General features: G+C 57.1%; 14 protein-coding genes and 1 pseudogene. 8 read left to right on the forward strand and 7 right to left on the reverse strand.

Going from position 1 to position 23,711, the window contains the following annotated elements; genetic code table 11:
• Nucleotides 1–6 precede the first annotated feature (6 nt).
• The 3 genes from C1A08_RS03290 to tsaD all read right to left on the reverse strand — a co-directional run bounded on the left by C1A08_RS03290 (nt 7) and on the right by tsaD (nt 2,538).
• Nucleotides 7–1,095, reverse strand: a complete 1,089-nt coding sequence (locus C1A08_RS03290; protein WP_180951511.1) for a BF3164 family lipoprotein — start codon at nt 1,093–1,095, stop codon at nt 7–9.
• A gap of 36 nt (nt 1,096–1,131) precedes the next feature.
• Complete coding sequence (locus C1A08_RS13040) at nt 1,132–1,389, reverse strand: NVEALA domain-containing protein (RefSeq protein WP_145996506.1); 258 nt, start codon at nt 1,387–1,389, stop codon at nt 1,132–1,134.
• Between the two features lie 126 nt (nt 1,390–1,515).
• Nucleotides 1,516–2,538, reverse strand: coding sequence for a tRNA (adenosine(37)-N6)-threonylcarbamoyltransferase complex transferase subunit TsaD (tsaD, locus tag C1A08_RS03295; protein WP_101571361.1), 1,023 nt, complete (start codon nt 2,536–2,538; stop codon nt 1,516–1,518).
• A 156-nt stretch (nt 2,539–2,694) separates the two neighbouring features.
• Here tsaD and C1A08_RS03300 point away from each other — a divergent pair, with 156 nt between their 5' ends.
• The gene (locus C1A08_RS03300; RefSeq protein WP_257937034.1) at nt 2,695–7,233 is read left to right on the forward strand and encodes a translocation/assembly module TamB domain-containing protein; all 4,539 of its coding nucleotides are present in this window, start codon (nt 2,695–2,697) and stop codon (nt 7,231–7,233) included.
• A gap of 36 nt (nt 7,234–7,269) precedes the next feature.
• Here C1A08_RS03300 and C1A08_RS03305 read toward each other — a convergent pair whose 3' ends face one another.
• The gene (locus C1A08_RS03305; RefSeq protein WP_125147099.1) at nt 7,270–7,869 is read right to left on the reverse strand and encodes a hypothetical protein; all 600 of its coding nucleotides are present in this window, start codon (nt 7,867–7,869) and stop codon (nt 7,270–7,272) included.
• 235 nt (nt 7,870–8,104) lie between these two features.
• Between C1A08_RS03305 and C1A08_RS03310 the strand changes: the two genes are divergently transcribed.
• Nucleotides 8,105–9,094 carry a bile acid:sodium symporter family protein gene (locus tag C1A08_RS03310; protein ID WP_257937035.1) on the forward strand — a complete coding sequence of 330 codons (990 nt, stop codon included), beginning with the start codon at nt 8,105–8,107 and terminating at the stop codon, nt 9,092–9,094.
• On the opposite strand, the gene C1A08_RS03315 is transcribed toward C1A08_RS03310, so the two are convergent.
• Together C1A08_RS03315 and C1A08_RS03320 are read right to left on the reverse strand one after the other, a co-directional pair.
• Nucleotides 9,059–9,943, reverse strand: a complete 885-nt coding sequence (locus tag C1A08_RS03315; RefSeq protein ID WP_101571365.1) for a class I SAM-dependent methyltransferase — start codon at nt 9,941–9,943, stop codon at nt 9,059–9,061. The genes C1A08_RS03310 and C1A08_RS03315 overlap by 36 nt on opposite strands.
• A gap of 10 nt (nt 9,944–9,953) precedes the next feature.
• On the reverse strand, nt 9,954–11,777 hold the full coding sequence (locus tag C1A08_RS03320) for a peptidase U32 family protein (RefSeq protein WP_101571636.1): 1,824 nt from the start codon (nt 11,775–11,777) through the stop codon (nt 9,954–9,956).
• Between the two features lie 151 nt (nt 11,778–11,928).
• Between C1A08_RS03320 and C1A08_RS03325 the strand changes: the two genes are divergently transcribed.
• Nucleotides 11,929–13,272, forward strand: a complete 1,344-nt coding sequence (locus C1A08_RS03325) for a sodium-dependent transporter (RefSeq protein ID WP_055202105.1) — start codon at nt 11,929–11,931, stop codon at nt 13,270–13,272.
• Here C1A08_RS03325 and C1A08_RS03330 read toward each other — a convergent pair whose 3' ends face one another.
• Nucleotides 13,273–14,034 (reverse strand): TrmH family RNA methyltransferase, encoded by a 762-nt coding sequence (locus C1A08_RS03330; protein ID WP_172970744.1) that lies wholly within the window; start codon nt 14,032–14,034, stop codon nt 13,273–13,275.
• Nucleotides 14,035–14,311: 277 nt separating this feature from the next.
• On the opposite strand from C1A08_RS03330, the gene carA reads away from it, so the two are divergent.
• The 5 genes and pseudogenes from carA (at nt 14,312) to C1A08_RS03355 (ending at nt 23,707) form a co-directional block, all read left to right on the forward strand.
• On the forward strand, nt 14,312–15,400 hold the full coding sequence (gene carA / locus C1A08_RS03335) for a glutamine-hydrolyzing carbamoyl-phosphate synthase small subunit (RefSeq protein ID WP_101571367.1): 1,089 nt from the start codon (nt 14,312–14,314) through the stop codon (nt 15,398–15,400).
• Complete coding sequence (gene carB / locus C1A08_RS03340; RefSeq protein WP_101571369.1) at nt 15,388–18,612, forward strand: carbamoyl-phosphate synthase (glutamine-hydrolyzing) large subunit; 3,225 nt, start codon at nt 15,388–15,390, stop codon at nt 18,610–18,612. The genes carA and carB overlap by 13 nt, the downstream gene beginning before the upstream one ends.
• A gap of 96 nt (nt 18,613–18,708) precedes the next feature.
• Nucleotides 18,709–19,632, forward strand: a pseudogene (locus C1A08_RS13530) (beta-galactosidase); the annotation flags it as partial.
• Nucleotides 19,633–20,941: 1,309 nt separating this feature from the next.
• Nucleotides 20,942–21,565: a 4'-phosphopantetheinyl transferase family protein gene (locus C1A08_RS03350; RefSeq protein WP_101571374.1), complete on the forward strand. Its 624-nt coding sequence runs from the start codon at nt 20,942–20,944 to the stop codon at nt 21,563–21,565.
• A gap of 63 nt (nt 21,566–21,628) precedes the next feature.
• A complete protein-coding gene (locus C1A08_RS03355) occupies nt 21,629–23,707 on the forward strand; it encodes a glycoside hydrolase family 36 protein (protein ID WP_101571376.1) in 2,079 nt (692 codons plus the stop codon).
• The last annotated feature ends 4 nt before the right edge of the window (nt 23,708–23,711 follow it).

Genomic DNA, 23,711 nt, shown 5'->3' on the forward strand with positions numbered 1-23,711 from the left:
CTACATTTAATGAATATCAGGCAATTTAAATCTCACCATTTCGGGTTCGAACGACTCGGGATGCAAATAAAAAGCATACAACCACTCATCGTCCGTATCCGGCTGAATATAACATACCGGTCTGTCCAATAAATATTTATGCACCGGATTCCCATTCCAGTCGCAAAGATATACCTCTTTTACATACCCGGGAGAATAACCGTTTCTCTTTATAGACCTCTCCCGTTCCGAATAATCGATTTTAGGATCGGCACAGTAGATAAACGCATCTGTAACCGATAATTGATACCCCGATTCATAATGATCGACAATTTTATAAGTTCCATCGGTTCGTTGCGTGCATATCGGCAACCGATCGAATAATCTGCCCCTGTTCGACACCGTACTATCTCCAAGCGTAAAAATCTCGACAAATTTCGAATTAGAACAGGAATAAACGAACTGTCTGGCCGAAGGCCGTTTGCGCAAGTCTCCGGAATAAATTTGAGATTTATTGTAACAAGTAACCTCGTTACCGCTATCCGGATAGCGAACCCCCAGACTCGACACCCGCTCACTACCGGTATTCAGTAATGTAAACAAATCGTCGCTGTCGCCGAACCCCTGCATCAAATAAGTCGAATCCGTAACCGGTAAAAGATTATAGGCAAAAGATTCTACATAAGGATAATCGACCACGCTCCATGCAGAAAAATCGAATACGTTTTTCAAATTGTTCACGGGTATGACAAACGACTTTCCTCGGGGATTATACGCAACGATCATCAAGACGCTGTCTCGATTCAAAAAATGTATGCTCGAAGCGTTCACCTCGAAAGGCCCGTTCCCTTTTGTCAAAAAAGAACCTATAAATTTCAAACTGTCCTGCGATATCCTGAAAACAGAATAATATTTATCTTTATTCCAATTTTCGAAAATGACATAGTCATCGATAAATATCAAATCGGATTCCGTGAAAATAATCCGGTCCACATTCACAGAAGTCGCCGTCAAGGGGTACTCCAAACCTTGCCACTTTTCTTCGCCCCAGTTTTTTCGCCCTTCGCAACCGCATAGCACACACATCCCGATCAAAATGACCGTTAATTTCCCCATACTAAGAATATATCGGCAACACGACATATCTGGAAATTAGATATGTTTATAATCTTTCCACGTATAAGAATGTGTATTTCCATCCGCATCTTTAGCAGAAAAACTGCATTTACTCTTTTTTTGGGCACTACAAGGAATTTGTACAGGTTCCGACGATTCATCCCCTGCCAATGCTTCAAGATTGGCTTGAAATAACAAATCCATAGATTTACACTGACTCCGATCAATATAAATATATGCTCCTACTACAATGGCCAAAGCCAAACTGATTTTAATAATTCTTTTACTTTTCATCGGTTTTTGATATATATATAGACATAACACACGTATTCTTTTACACAAAAGAATGAAAAATAAATAAAAAAAGAATCGGCAAAAATACCGACCCTTTCGTATGGACTCCGGAATGAATCGATCCCGTCACATCCGGCTGATCCGCGCCACGGGGACAACGTCCATCGGGGCAAACTCGCCGCGCTGGTATTTGAAATACCCGGTGACGGCGATCATCGCCGCGTTGTCGGTCGTAAATTTGAACTCGGGAAGAAACGTATTCCAGCCGCGACGGACGCCCTCCTCGACAATCGCACGGCGCAGGCCCGAATTGGCCGAAACGCCGCCGGCGATCGCGATGTCGCGTATGTCGTAATGCCTGGCCGCCCGTACCAGCTTGTTCAACAGAATCTCGATGATCGTCGATTGCAGCGAAGCGCACAGATCGGCTTTGTTCTCCCCGATAAAATTCGGGTTCTCGCGCATCTCGTCGCGCAGAAAATAGAGGAACGACGTTTTCAGCCCGCTGAAGCTGTAATTGAACCCGTCTACCGACGGCTTCGCGAATTTGAACCGTTTCGGGTCCCCTTCCTTAGCCAGTTTGTCGATTACCGGGCCGCCCGGATACGGCAGTCCCATCACCTTGGCGCATTTGTCGAAAGCTTCCCCGGCGGCATCGTCGATCGTCGTGCCGACGATCTCCATCTCGCCGTAATCCTTTACCAACACGATCTGCGAATGACCGCCCGACACCAGCAGACACAGGAACGGGAATCGCGGATGCGCCAACTGCCGGTCGGGCAGATCGATGAAATGGGACGAAATGTGCCCTTGCAGGTGATTGACGTCCATCATCGGAATATCCAGCGACAGCGACAGCCCTTTGGCGAACGAAACCCCGACCATCAACGAGCCGAGCAATCCCGGCCCGCGGGTAAAAGCGATCCCGTCCAAATCCTTCAGGTCGATGCCGGCCTCCCTGATCGCCGTATCGACCACCGGAATGATGTTCTGCTGATGCGCCCGCGACGCCAGTTCCGGGATCACGCCGCCGTACTTGCGGTGAACGTCCTGACTGGCAATAACGTTCGACAACAGCGTCCGGCCCCGAATCACCGCGGCGGAAGTATCGTCGCACGAAGATTCGATACCCAAGATCGTAATATCCATTTTGGCTTTATTATTTATAATAAATTTAGTAAACTTGTAGTTCTTTTCAGAGAGACATGCGAAGCGCCGTAACGCAGAGCGGCTCCGATTGAAAACCAACAGAATACCGCACGCAGCTTCCGAATGGGCAAAGTTATAAAAATAATACGATCTTTCGTGTCGGCGGTGATCCTGCTTGTGATATTTTTGCCGGTCGCCGTCACGCTGCTGCTGCACATGCAATCGGTGCAGAACCTGATCGTCGGTCAGGGCCTGAAAATGCTCAGCGAAAAAGCCCAAACCGAGTTCTCGGTCGAAAAGGTGCGTTTCCGGCTGTTCAACCGGCTGTCGCTGGAAGGCCTTTACGTAGAGGACTACCACGGAGACACGCTGTTCTATGCGCGCAACGTCGTCGTCCCGCTGGGCAGTCTGAACGTTTTCACGGGAGCCGTGCGGCTCGGGGACGTCGAACTGGACGGAGTGCGGTTCAACTTGATGCAGGACAGTTCGCGGACGAGCAACCTGAAACAGATCCTGCTGAAATTCAAGAAAGAGAAGAAACAAAAGAAAAAAGGATTTCGGCTGACGGCGTCTTCGGCAACGATCCGGGACATGAATTTCCGCCACCGGAAATTCGACGTCCGCCCGAAAGAGTACGGCGTCAACTTTACGGATCTGGACGTTCGGAATTTCAAACTTCTCGTACGGGACGTATCGGTCGCAGACGACAGCGTGAACCTCGCGATCGACTCGCTGACGCTGCGGGAGCGCTGCGGGCTGCACATCGAAAACCTGTCGACGCGGCATTTCCGGATCTCCGGATCGGGTATGCACTTCGACGATTTCCGGCTAAAGACCGCCGAATCGGACGTACGGATGGCCTATCTCTATTTCGACTACGACACGTGGAAAGGGTATAACGATTTCCTGAATAAAGTGAATATCCGTTCCGAATTTACCGCCTCGACCGTTAGCTTTCAGACCATCGCCTACTTCGCCCAGGGACTGCGCAACTGGCAAACCGTCTTCCGCAATGCTTCGGGACAAGTGGAAGGGCCGGTCTCGAACATGAGAGGGAGCGTGGGGCCGGTCGAAACGAGAAACACGCGGGTCGACGTAAAATTCCGCATGACCGGGCTGCCGGACGTGAACCGCACCCATTTCTCGTTCGACGTGCAGGAACTGCGTACCGAGGCCGCCGACATCGCCGACATTGTGCAGGACATCGCCCGGAAATCGGTCGGAAAGAATTACGCCACGCTCGAAAAAATGGGGCGAATCGCATTTACGGGCCATTTCGACGGTCTATTCAGCGACTTCGCAGCCGACGGCCGGCTGCAATGCGAACTGGGAAGCGCCGACCTGAAACTGAATATCAAGCCGCTTCAGTCCACGCAACGCGCGACCGGTTTCGACGGGACGCTGAATACGAACGATTTCCGGATCGGCTCGCTGCTCGGCATCCCGAAACTCGACCGCATCGCGCTGAAAGCCGACGTGACGGGACAGCTCGGCAGCGCGCTGCGGATGAAAGCGCAGGCGCAGATTCCGCTGCTCGAATACAACGGATACGCGTACAACGACATCGTCCTGAACGGGGAATTCGAGAACAAGGAGTACACCGGCGCCATCGTCTCGACCGACCCGAACATCGCGTTCGATTTCGATGGCAAACTGAACTTCAACGATTCGCTGCCGGCCTACAATTTCAATCTGGCCCTGCATAACGCCGACCTGTACAAACTGAATTTCAACCGGCGGGACACAGTTTCGGTGGTGCGGGGCAATCTGACGGCGCAAGGCTCGGGCATAGGGCTCGACGAGCTGAACGGCACGATCGAGATCGACGACATGACCTACATCAACCATATCGACACCGTCAAAACCGGACGGATCCGTATGCTGGCCGACAACCACGGCAACCGGAAACTGCTGGGTTTCTATTCGTCGTTCGCCGATGCGGAACTGAAAGGCAGGCTCAGCTACAACAAAATGTTTTCTTACTTCAAAAACACGCTGATATCCTACCTTCCGTCCATCTCGGAACACGACGGGCAGGAGCGGGAAACGATTCCGCCGGCCGACGGGGCTTCCAGCATCGACAACTACTACCTGCTGAACGTCAATGTAAAAGAAGCCAACAACGTGGCGGGCATCTTCATTCCTGGCCTGCAAGTCGCCCAGGGAACCACGCTGGCCTTTCTGTTCAACCCCGAAAGCGACGTCTTCTCGCTGACGCTGAACTCGGAACTCATCGAGAACGAACAGTTCTTCGTCTCGAACCTGAAGGCGTCCGCCCGTAACCAGGGCGACTCGATCTCGATGTTCGTAACGGCGAACGACCTGCTGGCCAAAAACCTGTACATGCCCAACTTTTCGGTCATCGGCGGGGCCAAAGAGAACCGGGTCAACCTGGCCATGCGGTTCAACAACACCGCAAACGGCACCTACGCGATGCTCAGCACCACTTCCGCGCTGTCGGTCAATCCGGAAACGGGCGTTCCGCAGATCAAAATCAACTTTTATCCTTCCACGCTCACGACCGGCAACCAGACCTGGCGAATCGGCGCCCGGCAGATCGTCTACGACTCCACGCGGGTCGTCGTAGACAACTTCCGGATCGAAAACGGCCCGCAACGCCTCTCGGTCAACGGCACGGCCTCCCGCAGTAACCAGGACACCCTTCGGCTGAGCCTGCAACACTTCGACCTGAAGCCGTTGTCGCAGATCACTTCGAGCCGGGGCTACCTGTTCGAAGGATACACCAACGGCTCTGCAGACCTGATCGCTGCATACGGCGAAGGAGTGCTGAACGCAGACATCGATTTCGACAGCATCCGCGTCAACCAAATCCCGTGGCGAGACACGAAGTTCAACTGCCTCTGGGATTTTCAGTCGAAACGGGCCCGTTTCAGGCTGTCCGACCGCAAACTGGGCGACAACATCGTGGCCGGTTTCTACTCCCCGACCGAACGCCGTTACGGCGCGGAAATGAACATCCGGAAAATCGACATGGCACTGCTCGCTCCGGTGCTGAAAGGCGTGCTGCGCGAAACGCAGGGAGAGGCCAGCGCCCGGCTGACGCTGAGCAGCAGAAACCTCCAACCCGTTCTGAACGGCGCCATCCGCGTCGAACGTTTCGAAACGACGGTCGATTATACGAACGTTCCCTACGCCCTGACCGGCGGCACGATCGACGTAGCCGACAACGTGATGACCCTGCAGCCGGCCGAACTGACCGATCCCCGGGGAAACCGCGCCGGATTCGACATGAAATTCGACTTCCGGAACCTGCGCAATCTGGCCTACGACATACACGTGCGGCCGCAGAACACGCTCGTACTGCAAACGACCGAACAGCAGAACGACCTTTTCTACGGAACGATCTTCGCGTCGGGCAACGCCACGATCCAAGGCAATAAAAACGGCGTCAACATGAACATCGTCGCGACGACCGCCGACAACTCGCATTTTTACATGCCCCTGGGCAACAGCGCGGATATCTCCGCCGCCGACTTCATCGTCTTCGAAGACCCGCGTCAAAAAGCCATCCGGGACAGTCTGGAAAAAGCGAACAGCACGAACCGGTTGCGGCAGGCCCTCGCGCGCAGGATGCGCCGGATGGACAGCCTGCCGTCGAACATGGACATCAAGATGGCGCTGAACGTCAAGCCGAACGTCGAAATGCAACTAACCCTCGACCAAGCCGGCGACAACCTGCTCAAAGGACGCGGCAACGGCACGATCAACCTACACGTCAATCCGCGGAACAAAGATTTCACGATCTACGGCGACTACGACATCACGGACGGCAGCTACCGTTTTTCGCTGAAGAATTTCGCTACGCGCACGTTTGCCATCGAAGACGGCAGCCACATCCAGTGGACGGGCGATCCGGTCAACGCGCTGGTCGACATCACGGCCGTCTACAAGCTGAAGGCCTCGCTGGCCCCGCTGCTCGGGGCCGGGGAGCAGAACTCTCGGCGCAACGTCCCGGTGGACTGCATCATCCGGCTGTCCGAACGGCTGACGCAACCGGCTATCACGTTCGATGTGACCGTCCCGAACGCCGACCCGGAAACCCAAAGCGTTATCCTGAACTCGATGAATACGCAGGAGATGATGTCGACCCAATTCCTGTGGCTGCTGGCCACGCAGAGTTTCTATGCCGACAATTCGTACACGAACCAGAACCTGAACATCGGCGCCATGGGCGCGACCGTGACCGGCATCGACTTCCTGTCGAACCAATTGAGCAGCCTGCTCTCGACCGACCGTTTCCGACTGGCGCCGAAATACCGCCCGAAAAGCGAGGAAACTTCGGACGAATTCGGCACCGAATTTTACGGGGAACTGATCAAAGACAAGCTGATCGTCGAAGGCGACGTCAGTTACGACACCGGCAACGGCGTACAGATGAACAAGCGTACCGCCAACAGCCTGACGGGCGACGTAACGCTGAGCCTGCTGCTCGACGAGGCCGGTAATTTCAAGGTCAAGGCCTTCACGCGCACGATCGACCGGTTCGACGAGAACCAGGGCCTTCAGGAAAGCGGGATCGGCATCTCGTACCGGCAAAGCTTCGACACGTTCGCCGATCTGATCCGCAACATGCGCAACCGGATCGAGCGGATCCGCGAACGAAAAGCTTTGAAAAGACAACAGAAATCGAAAAAAAACGCTTCTGCGGAACCGGCCGGCGAATCCGGAAAGTAGCGGCCATCCCGCGAAACGTTTCCGGAGCGGACGGAATTAATCCCAAAAAGCGATCTGCTGGTAGTAAGGATTGATGTGCAGGTGATACAGACCGGGCCGGGAAGCGTAATGCTCCGAAAGACTCCGGTTTCCGAATGCGACTCCTCCGAAAAAGAACAGCAGCATACCGGCCAGCAGCAGCGATACGCGGCGTTCCGTCCGGCGACGCGCCCCGATGCGGCCGAACAACGGAACGACCTTCTCCCAACACAACCCGACGATCGCGGCGGCATAGCCTATGAAAAGCACCGTTTTCAGAATCGTCGATTCGAAAAGCACTCCCGAAAAAGCGAAAACGGCGGCTATATACAATGCCGTCCCGAGAAAATAGACACGCAACACGCCTTCGGCCGCTCGTTCCGACAGTCTCGAACGCAAGAAAGTCAGCAGCACCGGAAAGAGCGCGAAACAGGCCGCCAACAACACGTCGAACAACAGCCCGGACACGAATGCCTGACCCCAATCGAAGGCGGACATCTCCGTCCACACGTCGCGGTTGTAAAATAGAAAAAACGGCTTCTGCACGGCGAATACCAGCACATAAGCGACCCAGACCGCTGCCGAAAATACGATATTGCGCTTTGCTTCCATAATCATCGGTCCAAAGGTAGAAAAGCGCGCACGGACGGAAAGGTCTTTTGGGAATCAAACTTGTCCCGAAACTCCGAATCGCATTTCCCCGAAACCTCATATAATACAAATTCCGTACCATCCGTGCCATAAATCCGACCGAAACCGCCCCCGGAGACATTGTTAAAAAATTAAAAAAAGCCTTTGATTTCACGACAATACTCCGTTACTTTGCACCGGAGGGAATGATAAATCCGGGCGTATGGTCGACTATCTGAATCACGTAATCCTGCAGCAATTCAAAAACTGGATGCTTCCGATCGCCATGATCGTAGGCGGCGTATTCTATCCGTTCGTCTCGTCGCTCTCTTTCCTGACCCCCTACCTGATTTTCCTGATGTTGCTGGTGCCCTATTGCAAGCTGTCGTTCGACGACATGCGCATCACGCGGCTGCACGTGATCCTGCTGGGGATTCAGATACTCGGGAGTCTCGCGCTGTTCGGGATCATCGCGCTGTTCGATCCGCTGCTGGCCCAGGGCACTTTCATCTGCGTGATGGCTCCGACCGCCACTTCGGCGGCCGTAATCACCGGTATGCTCGGCGGAAACATCGCCATGCTGGCGACTTACACGCTGCTGAGCAACCTGACGGTCGCCACGCTATCGCCGCTGGTCTTCTCGCTGATCGGCTCGCAGACCGCGCTGCCGTTCTTCGAGTCGTTCGGGATCGTCTGCCGGCAAATGATCCCGCTGCTGATCCTGCCGTTCGTAATCGCCGTGCTGCTGAAACGCTTCGCGCCCCGCATACACCGGCAACTGCGCGAACGCCAGCAGATCTCGTTCTACCTGTGGGCCGTAGCGCTGACCATCGTGATGGGCAACACGGTCGCCTTTCTCATGAAACAGGATGCGTCAAACTATGTCAATGAAATCTGGATGGCGCTGCTGGCGCTCGCGGTCTGCTGCGCCCAGTTCCTGGCCGGACGCCGCATCGGACGCCGCTATCGCAACAAGATCGCCGGCGCACAGGGCCTCGGACAGAAGAATACGATCCTGGCGATCTGGATGGCACAGACTTACCTGACGCCGATCGCTTCGGTCGGTCCGGCCGCATATGTCATCTGGCAGAACCTCATCAATTCGTACCAGCTCTGGGCTAAACGGCACCGGGAGCAAGTACTTCCGAAAAAAGAGCCGGTCAAAACCCCGATCGGTCTACCGGGCACACCGGTAATACACCCCCAGCGGTAACGCCTTGCCGAACGGATCGGTGAAATAGAGTTCGCCGAACTGCTCCGCAGAGCACGCCCCGACCAACTGACGCACCGCGCTGCGGGCCAGCAACGCCGACAACCCCATCGAATAGAGATTCAACACCAGAAAGCCGTTCTGCGGTTCGAGCAACTCCCCGCACAGCGAAAGCATTTCGTTGATATGTTCTTCGAGCACCCACTTTTCCCCGTCCGCGCCGCGCCCGTAAGCCGGCGGATCGAGAACGATGCCGTGGTAGGTTTTGCCTCGCTTCACTTCGCGGCGCACGAATTTCAGCGCATCGTCGACGATCCAGCGGACGCCGTCCAACCCGGACGCCTCCATGTTCTCGCGCGCCCACCCGACCACCGGTTTCACCGAATCGACATGCGTCACCTCGGCTCCGGCCGCCCGCGCGGCCAGCGAGGCTCCGCCGGTATAGGCGAACAAGTTCAGCACCCGCGCCCCAGTCCCGACGCGCCGCACCTGCCGGTATATATAATCCCAATTTTCGGCCTGTTCGGGAAAAATTCCCACATGTTTGAACGACGTGAGCCCGAGCCGCATCCGCAACCGCATCGCTTCGCCGCCATATTCGACGAACCACTGTCCCGGCATCCCCGGTTTGCACACCCACTCGCCGCGATCTTCGCTGCGCCTGTCCTTGCGGAACACGGCGTCGGCGCGCTGCCGCCATTCGGCATCGCTCAGCGAACGGTTCCACAACGCCTGCGGCTCCGGCCGGGCCACTACGTAGCGGCCGAAACGCTCCAGTTTTTCGAAATTTCCGCTGTCGAGCAACTCGTAATCGTTCCAGCGGGCAGGGGTCAGCAAATCGGATTTCAGCATAATTTTCGGATTATTCGGTTCGGTTGCGGCAGACAACGCTCATCTCGCAACGCTTGCAGTCAAACATCAATTCGTAACGGTTACGCCCGGTTTCGATAAAAAGCCGGCCGCGGTAATCCGGACGTTCGCGCAGGCACTGCCCGATCTCGCGGCGCAGGCAGTAACGCATCCGCATCACCCGCACGCCGTCGAAACGGTCGTTCAGATCGTATCCCGCTTCGACGGTCTCGACGCCGTGCTCGCGGTAAAAACGTTCGGCCAGCGGATTGGTCACGTTGTCCGCGCCCGTCAGCGCCGTTTGCGGGAAAACGGCCTGCCGGTTCTCCGGCCGGCGAACCGGTCCCGGATATGCGGCGCTCCGGTTTCCGTCCAACTTTTCGATGCATGTCCGACGCAGGGCATTCAACACGGCGACCGGCACGAAACGCGGCTCGTCGCAACGAATCTCTACGCCGGAAACCGCATAGATCGTGTCCCCCGTCTTCGAAATCTGCGTCCGTATCGTCTCTTCTGCCTGCGACGGGTTGCGCGCTGCGGCAAAATCGCCGTCGACGGAGCACCCGGCCGACACCCGGCCGTCGTCCAACGTCAGCGCCAACCGCTGCGGCCCGACCGACACGTATGCCGCAACCTGAATCCGCCGCCGCGTCCGGGCCCGGTTCAGAGCCGCGACGAACCGGCGGTCGTAATTACGGAACAAAGCGGTTCCCGCCCGGATACCGCCCGGACGGTTCAAAAAAATCCGGTCGCCTTCCACGCGGTTGACACGGGTTCCGACCAGACCGCCGTCCGGCCCCGCAAAGCAAACGCCGTCGCCCGCCGCCAGCACCCCGAGACCGGCGCCTTCCACAAAATCCCGCGCAACGCGGGTCGCCTTCCCGACCGGCTCGCCGAACGATTTGGGCGTATCGAACGACGCCGCGCCGCGCGACGCGCCGTTTATATAGTAAGAAGTCGCGCCGCGCGAAAAACTCTTCCGGGGGTCGGGCGAAAAATCCAGCGCGCTCACCCCCTGCGACGCCCTCCGCAAGTCGCTGCGTCCGGCGATCAGTCCGTCCAGCCGGTTGCGATACCAGCCGACGACATTACGCACATAGTTGATATCCTTCAACCGTCCTTCGATCTTGAACGACGAAACGCCCGCGTTCGCCATGTCGTCCAGATGCTGCGAAAGATTCAGGTCGCGCAGCGACAGCAGGTGCTTCCCGCTCATCAGTCGCTTTCCGTTCTCGTCCACCAGATCGTACGGCAGCCGGCACGCCTGCAAGCAGGCTCCGCGGTTGCCGCTGCGCGGCGACATCGAACGGCTCAGGTAGCACTGCCCGCTGTACGCGACGCAAATCGCCCCGTGCACGAACGCCTCGATCCCGGTGTCCGGAACCGCGTCGGCAATCCCGCGTATCTCCGCCAGGGTCGCAGCGCGCTCGAGAATGATCCTCGAAAAACCGGCGTCGCTCCAAAACCGCGCCCGGTCGGGAGTCATCGTACACATCTGCGTCGAGGCGTGCAACTCGACCGGCGGAAGATCCATCCGCAGAAAAGCCATATCCTGCACGATCAGCGCATCGGCACCCGCGCGGCATACTTCGCGGGCGATGCGTTCGGCCTCGCGCAGTTCGTCGGCAAAAACCAACGTATTCATCGTCACGAACACCCGCACGCCGAAACGGTGCGCATAGTCGCACAACCGCGCGATGTCGCCGACCGAAACGGCCGCATCGACCCGCGCGCCGAAACCGGGCGCACCGACGTACAGCGCGTCGGCGCCGCAATCGACGGCGGCGCATCCGTATTCGTAATTTTTGGCCGGAGCCAGCAGTTCGATCGTTCTCATCGCTTTTGGACGGATATTTGCCGCAAAGGTAACAAACAATCGGAATTTTGCCGCCGCCCCGGCCGCGTACGAATACACCGAATATTTTTACGCGAATTCCGTTAAAAATAATAACTTTGTTTAATTATTTTCAAAACGACAACTATTCGGCATGGCAAAAAGAGGATCATTCGGCAGCAGGTTCGGAACCGTCGCAGCGGTCGGAGGTTCGGTCATCGGGCTCGGAAACATCTGGCGATTCCCGTATGTGGCCGGCGAGAACGGCGGCGCCGCATTCATTCTGATCTACCTGGCAACCAGCTTTCTAATCTCGATTCCGATCATGCTGTCCGAATTCAGCATCGGCCGTTCGACCCGCCGCAACCCGATGCGGGCTTTCAACAAACTGGCTCCCGGATCGAAATGGAAACTGGTCGGTTACATGGGAATCCTCACGGCCTTCGTGATCCTGTCGTTCTACTGCGTAATCGCCGGCTGGGCGTTCGAATTCCTGAAGGAATCCGTTTTCAACCAATTCAACGGGCGGAGCGCCGACCAAATCCGCGACAGCTTCAACGGATTCGTCGCCAGCGGATGGAAGCCGGTGATCTGGACTTTTCTGTTTACGGTCGCATCGGCGGGAATCGTTCTGTCCGGAGTCGAAAAAGGGATCGAACGCTATACGAAAATCCTGATGCCGATGCTGTTCGTACTGCTGCTCGGCATGGCCGTCAACTCGCTGACCCTCGACGGCGCGCAGGCCGGCATCGAATTCCTGCTGAAGCCCGACTTTTCGAAAATCACCGGCACGACCGTCTTACAGGCGCTCGGACAGTCGTTTTTCTCGATGAGCCTCGGCATGGGCGCGATGATCACCTACGGATCGTACCTACGCAAAAATGAGAATATGCCCCGCGTGGGAGCCATGGTGGCCTTTTCGGATATCACGGTGGCGATCCTGTCGGGACTGGCCATCTTCCCGGCCGTCTTCTCGTTCGGCATCAGCCCCACTTCCGGACCGGAGCTGGTTTTCCTGACGCTGCCGAACGTCTTCGCCCAGATGACCGGCGGCTATATCATCTCCGTCGTCTTCTTTTTCCTGTTGTTCGTCGCAGCCATCACCTCGTCGATTTCGCTGTTGGAAGTCATCGTGCTATACATGACCGAAGAGTTGCGCCTCAGCCGCAAGCGGGCTATTTTCTACACCGCATCGGCCATCACGGTCACCGGATCGCTGTGCGCGCTGTCGATGATGCCCGGTTCGAAACTCTCGGTCGCGGGCATGAATCTTTTCGATCTATGCGACCAACTGTCGTCGAACGTGCTGATGCCGCTGGGCGGCCTGCTGATCGTCCTGTTCACCGGCTGGGTATTTTCCCCCGTAAAATTCAGGAACGAATTTACCAGCAACCTGCAATACGGCGTAAAGATTTTTCCGCTGATCCGTTTCCTGATAAAATTCGTAATTCCGGTCGTGATCGCCATCCTGTTCCTGAACAGGATCGGACTGCTCTGATCAACGCAACCTGCGGCGGAATTCGGCGCAGGCCACGGCCGTAGCCACGGCGACGTTCAACGACTCGGAAGTAGCCGTTCCGCCGGGATAAGACGGAATGTACAGGCGGCGGGACACGCATTTTTCCACATCCGGGCCGATTCCTTTCCCCTCGTTTCCCATCACCAGAATCCCGTCCGCAGAGAGCTCCGCGCCGTAGATGTCGTCCCCGTCCAGGAAAGTGCCGTAGACCGGAATGCCGTCCGACAGCGCCTTCTCCAGCAGACCGGACAGCGGCAGGTAATGCACCCGCACGCGCGTAATCGCGCCCATCGTCGCCTGCACTACCTTCGGATTGAAACAATCGGCCGTCGCTTCCGAACAGACGATATCTCGGATACCGAACCAGTCGGCCAGCCGGACGATCGTCCCCATATTACCCGGATCCTGCACGTCGTCCAGAGCCAGCACGAGCGCACCGTCCCCGAAACGTTCCGGCTGCGCGTAATGCGGAATTTCGACCAGGGCGAGCACGCCGGCAGGCGTTTTCAGCATACTGATACGCTCCATCTCTTTCGGGGAGACCCGCACCAGTTCGGTATCGGCCCGCAACGGCAACCATTCCGCACCGTCCCCGACGGCAAGAACCCGGCGCACCGGAAAAGAAGAGGCGAGCATTTCGCGCACCGATTTCTCCCCTTCGGCCACGAACAGCCCCGAGGCGGCGCGCTCCCTGCGTGAAGACAGCGAACGAATAAAAGCGATTTCGGCTTTGGTCAACATCTTACGGCGATTGAATTTACATTTTCGGACTTCGGGACGCGTCTGCAAAGATACGATTATTTTACCGGATTGCACCGAAACGTTTCATACTCGCTCCGGAATACCCCGGTCACGATAAAAAATCCGGCACGACAAAAAAACGACCTCTTCCCGAAAAACTTTTTCCGCATCGGTTTGCACAATCGAAAATCTATCCGTACTTTTGCAGTTCAGAAACTATTCTGAAGAGAAGACCGTTTCAGCAAGTTTACGAAAATTCATAACTTACTGATATAGAATGTCTGACAAAAAAACCGCCCGTCTCGTTCTGGAAGACGGAACCCTATTCAAAGGGTACTCGTTCGGCGCCGCAACCTCCGTTCCCGGAGAAGTCGTTTTCAATACCGCGATGACCGGATATCCCGAAAGTTTAACAGATCCTTCGTACAGCGGCCAGATTCTGGTGATTACCTACCCGCTGGTGGGCAATTACGGCGTTCCGCAGTTTACCGAAGAAAACGGGATGCTCCGATTCTTCGAATCGAACCGTATCCACATCCGGGGTCTGGTCATCTCCGACTACTCGTTCGAGTACAGCCATTGGAACGCGGTCGAAAGCCTCGGCAAATGGCTCGCCGACAACGACGTTCCGGCCGTTTGCGGCGTCGATACGCGGCAGATCACCAAGATCATCCGCGAACGCGGCGTGATGCTCGGCAAGGTGCTCGTAGAAGGAACGCCCGAACCGGAGCAGTTCGTCGATCCGAACCGCGAAAATCTCGTCGCGCAGGTCAGCACGAAACAGGCGCAGACTTACGGTAACGGTCGGCACCGGATCGTACTGGTCGACTGCGGTTGCAAGTACAACATCATCCGCTGCCTGTGCGACCGCGACGCGACGGTGATCCGCGTACCGTGGGACTACGATTTCACGCAACTCGAATACGACGGGGTGATGCTGTCGAACGGCCCCGGAGACCCGCAGCAATGCGGGGCCACGGTCGCCAACATCAAAAAGGCGATTGCGCTCGGCAAGCCGATCTTCGGCATATGCCTGGGCAACCAACTGCTGTCGATCGCCGCCGGAGCGACCACCTTCAAACTGAAATACGGACACCGCAGCCATAACCAGCCGGCGCTGATGGTCGGTACGAACCGTGCCGTCATCACGTCGCAGAACCACGGTTACGCCGTGGACACCGCCACGCTCGATCCCGAATGGGAACCCTATTTCGTAAACCTCAACGACGGCACCAGCGAAGGCATCCGCCACAAAAGCAAGCCGTTCTTCTCGGTACAGTTCCATCCGGAAGCCTCCGGAGGGCCGGTAGACACCGAATTTCTGTTCGACCAGTTCATCCAAAACATCGAAAAATGCAAACGATAGATAAAGTGGAAAAAGTGATCCTGCTGGGTTCGGGAGCACTCAAGATCGGAGAAGCCGGAGAGTTCGACTATTCGGGTTCGCAGGCGCTCAAAGCGCTCAAAGAGGAGGGAGTTTACACGGTGCTGATCAACCCGAACATCGCGACGATCCAGACGTCGGAAAACATCGCCGACAAGGTGTACTTGCTACCGGTGACGCCCGAATACGTCGAAGAGGTTATCAAAAAGGAGCGGCCGCAGGGCATCCTGCTCGCCTTCGGCGGCCAGACGGCGCTGAACTGCGGCGTCAAGCTCTACCAAAGCGGCGTATTGGAAAAATACGGCGTACGCGTGCTGGGCACTCCCGTGCAGGCGATCATCGACACCGAAGACCGCGAGAAATTCGTCGAAAAACTCGACGAAATCGACGTCCGGACGATCAAAAGCGAAGCGGTAACATCCGTTTCCGAAGCCAAACGGGTGGCGCACGAGTTGGGTTATCCGGTGATTATCCGCGCGGCCTATACGCTCGGCGGCCTCGGATCGGGTTTCTGCGACAACGACGAGGAACTGGACGCGTTGGCGAACAAAGCGTTTTCGTACTCGCCGCAAATTCTGGTCGAAAAATCGCTGAAAGGCTGGAAAGAGGTCGAATACGAGGTCGTGCGCGACCGCTACGACAACTGCATCACGGTCTGCAATATGGAGAACTTCGACCCGCTGGGCATCCATACCGGCGAAAGCATCGTTGTGGCCCCGTCGCAGACGCTTTCCAATGCGGAATACCATAAACTGCGAAAACTGGCGATCCAAATCATCCGGCACATCGGGATCGTCGGCGAATGCAATGTGCAATACGCCCTCGACCCGCACTCGGAAGACTACCGCGTGATCGAGGTGAACGCCCGGCTGAGCCGTTCGTCGGCGCTGGCGTCCAAAGCGACCGGTTATCCGCTGGCCTTCATCGCGGCGAAACTGGGCCTCGGATACGGCCTGCACGAGCTGAAAAACAACGTCACCAAGAGCACGACCGCCTGCTTCGAACCGGCGCTCGACTACATCGTTTGCAAAATCCCGCGCTGGGACCTCGGCAAGTTCAAAGGCGTTTCGCGCGAGTTGGGTTCGAGCATGAAATCGGTCGGCGAAGTGATGGCCATCGGCCGCAACTTCGAAGAAGTAATCCAGAAAGGGTTGCGGATGATCGGACAAGGTATGCACGGTTTCGTCGCGAACAAAGAGTTCGAAGTGAACGACATCGACGCCGCGCTGAGCCATCCGACCGACAAACGGATCTTCGTGATCGCTCATGCGCTGAAAAAGGGATACACCGTCGAACGCATCCACGAACTGACCCGGATCGACCGCTGGTTTCTCGAAAAACTCGAAAACATCATCCGGATCGAAAACGAACTGGAGCAGCACAATAACATCGCCAACGTGCCGGACGACCTGTTGCTGGAGGCTAAGCAGCGCGGTTTTTCGGACTTTCAGTTAGCGCGCATGGTGAGCAAAAGTACCGCAAAAAACATCGAGGCCGATATGCTGACGATCCGCAAATACAGGAAAATGCGCGGCATCACGCCGTACGTCAAGCAGATCGACACGCTGGCGGCCGAATACCCGGCGATGACCAACTACCTGTACGTCACGTACAACGGCACGTCGCACGACATCGAATTCGCGCACGACAAGCGTTCGGTGATCGTGCTCGGATCGGGGGCCTACCGGATCGGCAGCTCGGTGGAATTCGACTGGTGTAGCGTCAATGCGCTGAACACGATCCGCCGGCAGGGGCTGCGTTCGGTAATGATCAACTACAATCCCGAAACCGTTTCGACCGACTACGATACCTGCGACCGCCTCTACTTCGACGAGCTGACGCTCGAACGGGTGCTCGACATCACCGACCTCGAAACGCCCAAAGGCGTGATCGTCTCGACCGGCGGACAGATCCCGAACAACCTGGCCCTGCGGTTGCAGAATGAGCACGTCCCGATCCTCGGCACTTCGGCCGAAGACATCGACCACGCCGAAGACCGCCACAAATTTTCGGCGATGCTCGACAGGATCGGCGTCGACCAGCCGCGATGGAGGGAACTGACCACGATGGACGACATCTACCGTTTCGTCGACGAAGTGGGCTTCCCGGTGCTGATCCGGCCGAGCTACGTGCTCTCCGGCGCCGCGATGAACGTCGTGTCGAACCGCGAAGAACTCGAACACTTTTTGACCCTGGCGACCAACGTGTCGAAACAATACCCGGTGGTGGTGACCGAATTCATCGAACATGCCAAGGAAATCGAAATCGACGCGGTGGCGAAAAACGGCGAAATGCTGATCTACGCGATCTCCGAGCACGTCGAATTCGCCGGCGTGCATTCGGGCGACGCGACGATGGTTTTCCCGCCGCAGAAAATGTACGTCGAAACGATGCGGCGGATCAAGAAGATCGCCCGCGAAGTGGCGCGGATGCTGAACATATCCGGGCCGTTCAACATGCAGTTGATGGCCAAGGACAACGAGATCAAGGTGATCGAATGCAATCTGCGCGCATCGCGGAGCTTCCCGTTCGTATCGAAGGTGCTGAAGGTGAATTTCATCGATATCGCGACCAAAGTGATGCTCGGCGTCGATCCCGAAGTGCCGCATAAATCGGCGTTCGAACTCGACTACGTCGGTATCAAGGCGCCGCAGTTCTCGTTCTCGCGGTTGCAGAAAGCCGACCCGGTGCTCGGCGTCGAGATGGCGTCGACCGGCGAGGTGGGCTGCCTCGGCGAAGATTTCCACGAGGCGATCCTCAAAGCGATGCTGTCGGTCGGCTATACGATTCCGAAAAAAAACATCCTCCTGTCGACCGGCGATTCGCGGTCGAAAATGGACATGCTGTCGGCAGCCAAGGCACTACAAGCCAAAGGATACGACATTTTCGCTACGCGCGGAACGGCCGTCTTCCTCGAAACGAACGGCGTACACGCCACGGTGCTGCACTGGCCCGATCAGGACGAACAGCCCAACACGCTTACTTATATCAAGGAAAAGAAGATCGATCTGGTGGTCAATATCCCGAAAAATCTGTCGAAGGACGAACTGAACAACGACTACACGATCCGGCGTAGCGCGATCGACTTCAACATTCCGCTGATTACCAACGCCCGGCTCGCCAGCGCATTCATCAATGCGTTCTGCCGGCTGAGCAAAGAAGACGTGCGGATCAAAAGCTGGAACGAATATTAGCCGGGAACTTTCCGGAATACCTCTCCAAACGCCGGAACAATTGTAATTCCGGCGTTTTTACTTATTTTTGTGTTCCTACCCTAAACCCGAAAAACCATGCGCCCGCTATTCGCACTTTTACTACTTTTGCCACACCTTTTTACCGGCGCGTTGTCCGCCCGCTCGCACCCGAACGCTGCGACCGTACCGGACGGCTACCCGTTCCTGTTCGGGGCCCAATACTACCGCGCCCCGACGCCCGAAACGGAGTGCTGGGAAACGGATCTGAGTCGCATGAAAGAACTGGGATTCACCGACGTTAAATTCTGGGTGCAATGGCGCTGGAACAACCGCAGAGAAAACGAATACGATTTCGGCGACCTGGATCGTCTGACAGACCTCGCCGAAAAAAACGGACTGCGAGTAACGTTCAACACCATTTTCGACGTGGCCCCCGTCTGGCTTTATGAAAAATACCCCGACGCGAAACAGCTCGCCAACGACGGACGGAGGATCGAACCCTATACGGTGGGGCATCGTCAGGGCGGCGGCCACCCGGGCCCCTGTTACAACCATCCCGGAGCGCTCGAAGCCCGCAAAGCGTTCATGCGGCAGGCGATCCTGCATTTCCGCGACCGCAAAGGAGTCCGTTTCTGGGACGTCTGGAACGAACCGGAACTTTCGTTCCCGCAGCGCGACGCGCAGCTCGACCGCCTGGTCTGCTACTGCGACCACTGCCGGGCGGAATTCATCAGCTGGCTGCAACGGAAATACCGCGACATCGAAACCCTCAACCGGATCTGGGGCCGTTGCTACAACGACTGGGAAGAAGTCGAACTGCCCCGCAACACGGAAACGATCAAGGACTTCATCGACTGGCGGCTTTTCCACAGCTACACGATGACCCGCGAAGCTCAATGGCGGTTGGAAATGGTGCGCGAGCTTGCGCCCGAACAAGCGGCCTACCTGCACGTAGTCCCCAACACGATGCAACCGTTTAATGCGGTAAGCACCTGCACGGACGATTTCGCAGTAGCCGAAATGTGCGACGTTTTCGCCGCCACGATGAACAACGGGCCGTTTTTCACGCCGCAGGTGCTGTCGGCCGGCCGGGGTAAGATCTGTTACAACGTCGAAAGCCATATCAACGGCGGGGGAATTACGACGCATCAGGCCATGCTGGGCATGGACGATTTGCTGCACGACTTCATTCCGCAAATCGGACTGGGCATCAAAGGATTCCTCTTCTGGCAGTACCGACCCGAGGTGCTGGGCATCGAAGCGCCGGCGTGGGGTCTCACGCAGCTCGACGGAACCGACCGCGAGATCACCCGAGCCGCTTCGCGGTTCGTCCGGACACTGGCCCCCGTCTCCGATAAACTGATGCGCTCTTTCCCGCAAGCCCCGCAAATAGGCATCTGGAAAAGCGCCGGCAACGAAATTTTCCACTACTGCATGTTCCGCAATTTCGACGGGCTGGCCGCCGGCGTAAACGCCTATGCGGAATACTGCTATCGCAACAGTTACGGTTACCGCTTCGTCAATTCGGAAGGACTGGAACGACTGGACGGCATCCGCGTGCTGATCCTCCCCGACTGCTACTACCTTTCCCAACGCGAAGCCGAAGCCATCGACGCCTGGGTGCGAAAAGGGGGCACGCTACTGGTCGAAGCGCACGCAGGAGGCTATAACGACGACACGGGCCGGCACAGCCGCACGCTGCCCGGTCTGGGGCTGGACGACAAATGGAACCTGCGCGAAAAAAATACCACCTCCACGTTCCGGCTCAAGCTCGACACGCAGGAAGGGGTCAACGTCCGCCTGAGCGAAGACGCCGCCAAAGCATTGCGCGACTTCGGCGTATCGGGAGGGCCCTACGTCCCCGTCGCGATGCGAAACGGGGACATCCTCTGGGGCGCGCTGCGCTATGCCGAACTGGACGCTCCGGATGCCGACACGCTCGGGGCTTTCCGCCCCGGAACGGCCTGCATCGTCCGCAAAAAGATCGGCGACGGAACCCTGTATTACTGCGGAACCAACGTCGGCGAAGGCAGTTTCAAAAACAAGGCGGCTTTCGACGCGCTGCTCGGCGAAGTGCTGCGCACCGGAAATGCCGCGCCGACGCTGGGCGCCCGGGGAGGCGTTCGCGCCGATGCGCTATACGAACGGGATCGTCTGAATTTCATCGCCCTACGCAATCCCGGCGCGGAAGCCCGCCCCGTTTCGCTCGGCTTCGAAGGCCGCGCGCGCGGCCTGTTCTCCGGACTGGAGATCGAGGGCGGCAGAGAAATTTCCGTTCCGGCCGGTTTTTGCGACCTGTTCACCGTCGAACCCGAATAACCGTCCGCCCATGCCTCTGATTTACCGATCCGAATTGCCGAACGGGCTGATCGCGCTGTGGAAAATCGACGAAAGCGAAACCGAATTGAGATCGCTGTGCACCCCGCAAGAGCGCATTTACGCCTCTGAGCGCCTCACGACCGGGAACCGTCGCAAAGAGTGGCTGGCATGGCACGCGCTGCTGCACGAAACGACGTCTCAGGCCGAAACCGGCTACGATCCGAACGGAGCGCCGGTGCTGAAAAGCGGAGAATACATCGGCGTAAGTCACACGAAAGGTTACGCTGCGGTCATCATCGCAAAGACTCCCTGCGCGGTAGACATCGAACTGCGTAACCGGAACTTTTTGAAAGCCGCTCCGAAATACCTTTCCCCGGACGAACGGCAACGGTTCGGCACGGAGGGCGACCTGCCGGGTAAAATCTGGTGCGCCAAAGAAACGCTTTACAAATGGGCCCGAATCCCCGAAACCGACTTCTTACGGGACATCCGGATCGACAGCGTCGATCCGGTCTACGGTACGCTGCGGGGAACGATCCGGGAATACGGCGTCACATTGCAAGACTGTTCGAATGAAACCCTTTTTATGATCTATTGTTTCGGAAACCGCATTCCGGAAAGAGAAAACAGGTAAAAACCGCCGTTTTTTCCTATTTTTGCGCTGCGAACGCCGCACTCTAACTTCAAACGATAAAACATGACTATCTCTACGCTGATTAGGACCGCCGTCCTGCTACCGGCTTTGACAGCCGTACTACTGGCAACGCCTCCTTGCATACAGGCGCAGGTCAAACAACGGATCGCCGTTCCGGAAGACGCCGGCCGGTGGATTACGACTGCGTTTGCCAAAGGAAAAGTTCCGCCGTTTTCGTTCGTTTACGGAGGAAAACCGTCGGCCGAATTCATCCGCAAATGGAAGCATACGATGCAAAAAGAGCAAAGCGACGATCCGCAGGTGGTCAAATACCGGATCTCGTACCTCGACCCGGCGACCGGACTGCGGGCCGACTGCCATGCGACCGGGTTCCGGGAATTCAATACAGTGGAATGGGTGATGAATTTCACGAATACGTCCTCCGAAAACAGCGATACGCTGGAGCTGGTACGCGTCGCAGACTACACGATGGAAACGGCCGACGAAGGCGACTTCAAACTGCTGTATGCAGAAGGGAGCTACGGATCGCGGGCCGACTTCCGCCCGATCCTGACCGAACTCGGCGCAGGAGATTCGATTCGAATGGCTCCGGAAAACGGCCGGTCTTCCGACCGCACCGCCTTCCCGTTCTTCAACCTCGAATCGCCGGATAAAAAAGGAGTGGTCGTCGGCATCGGCTGGACGGGCGGCTGGTACGCTACCCTGTCGCGAAGCGGCAAAGCCGCTACGCTGAACTCCGGTATGGAAAAAATGAAGCTATACCTCCGCCCCGGCGAATCGATCCGCACGCCGCGGATCTGTATGCTGTTCTGGCAAGGAAACGACCCGATGGACGGCAACAACCGTTTCCGCCGCTTCATGCTGGCGCACCACACCCGCAAAATCGACGGCAAATTCGCCGAATACCCGCTTTCGGCGGGATTCGATTGGGGCGATCCGGCCCCGTGCAACGAGTACGGCTGCCTGACCGAAGAGTTCGCCGTCGCGCTGATCAACCGCTACAAACAGTTCGGCATCGTGCCGGAAGTGTTCTGGCTCGATGCGGGTTGGTACGAAGGTTCCGGCGGGCCGGATTTCTCCGGCGGCAACTGGTCGACCTGCGTCGGCAACTGGATTATCGACAGCACCCGTTTCCCGCGCGGACTCAAACCGCTGTCCGACGCGGCGCACCGGGTCGGGGCGAAGTTCATGGTCTGGTTCGAACCGGAACGCGCGATCGTCAACAGTTGGCTCGCAAAGACGCACCCCGAATGGATGCTCTCGTCCTCCGATAAAAATCCGGTGCAATTGTTCGACCTCGGCAACCGGGAAGCCTGCGCCTGGCTGAGCAAATACATCGGCGACCTGCTCGAACAGAACGGGATCGACTACTACCGGCAGGACTTCAACATGGGCATCAGCCCGTACTGGGAAGCCAACGACGAACCGGGCCGCACCGGTATGAAGGAGATCCGTCACGTCGAAGGGCTTTATAAATTCTGGGATTACCTGCTCGACCGCTTCCCCCGCCTGATGATCGACAACTGCGCGGCCGGCGGCCGGCGGCTCGACCTCGAAACGATGAGCCGCAGCGCGCCGCTGTGGCGCACCGACTACCGGTACGGCGAGGTAAACGGCTACCAGTGCCACACTTACGGGCTGAACTTCTTCCTGCCGCTGCACGGCACCGGCATTTACGGCACCGACGACTACAATTTCCGGTCGAGCCTCAGCAGCGCGATGGTCATCAACTGGGAGATCACCAGCATCCGCGGCTCGATTCCCGACATGCAGCGGGTGATCGCCGAATACAAGGAACTGCGTCCCTACTTCTACGAAGATTATTATCCGCTGACCGGACTCGGCGACCTGACCGGCGACGACGTATGGCTGGCCTATCAACTGAACAAACCGTCGGACGGCACGGGCATCGTCGTTGCGTTCCGGCGCAAAGACAACCCGCAAGATTCGACTGTCGTGAAACTGAGGGGACTCGATCCGCAACAGGTTTACAGCGTGCAGAACGGCAACGACGGCAAAATCGCCGCAAAAACCGGAAAGGAACTCGCCGACGGACTGACGCTCGAAATCGGCGAAGCGCCGGGATCGCTGCTGCTGAAATACAGCCCTGCGGGAAAATAGAGCT

This window comes from Alistipes sp. cv1 (assembly GCF_900240235.1).
GTDB lineage: Bacteria > Bacteroidota > Bacteroidia > Bacteroidales > Rikenellaceae > Alistipes_A > Alistipes_A hominis.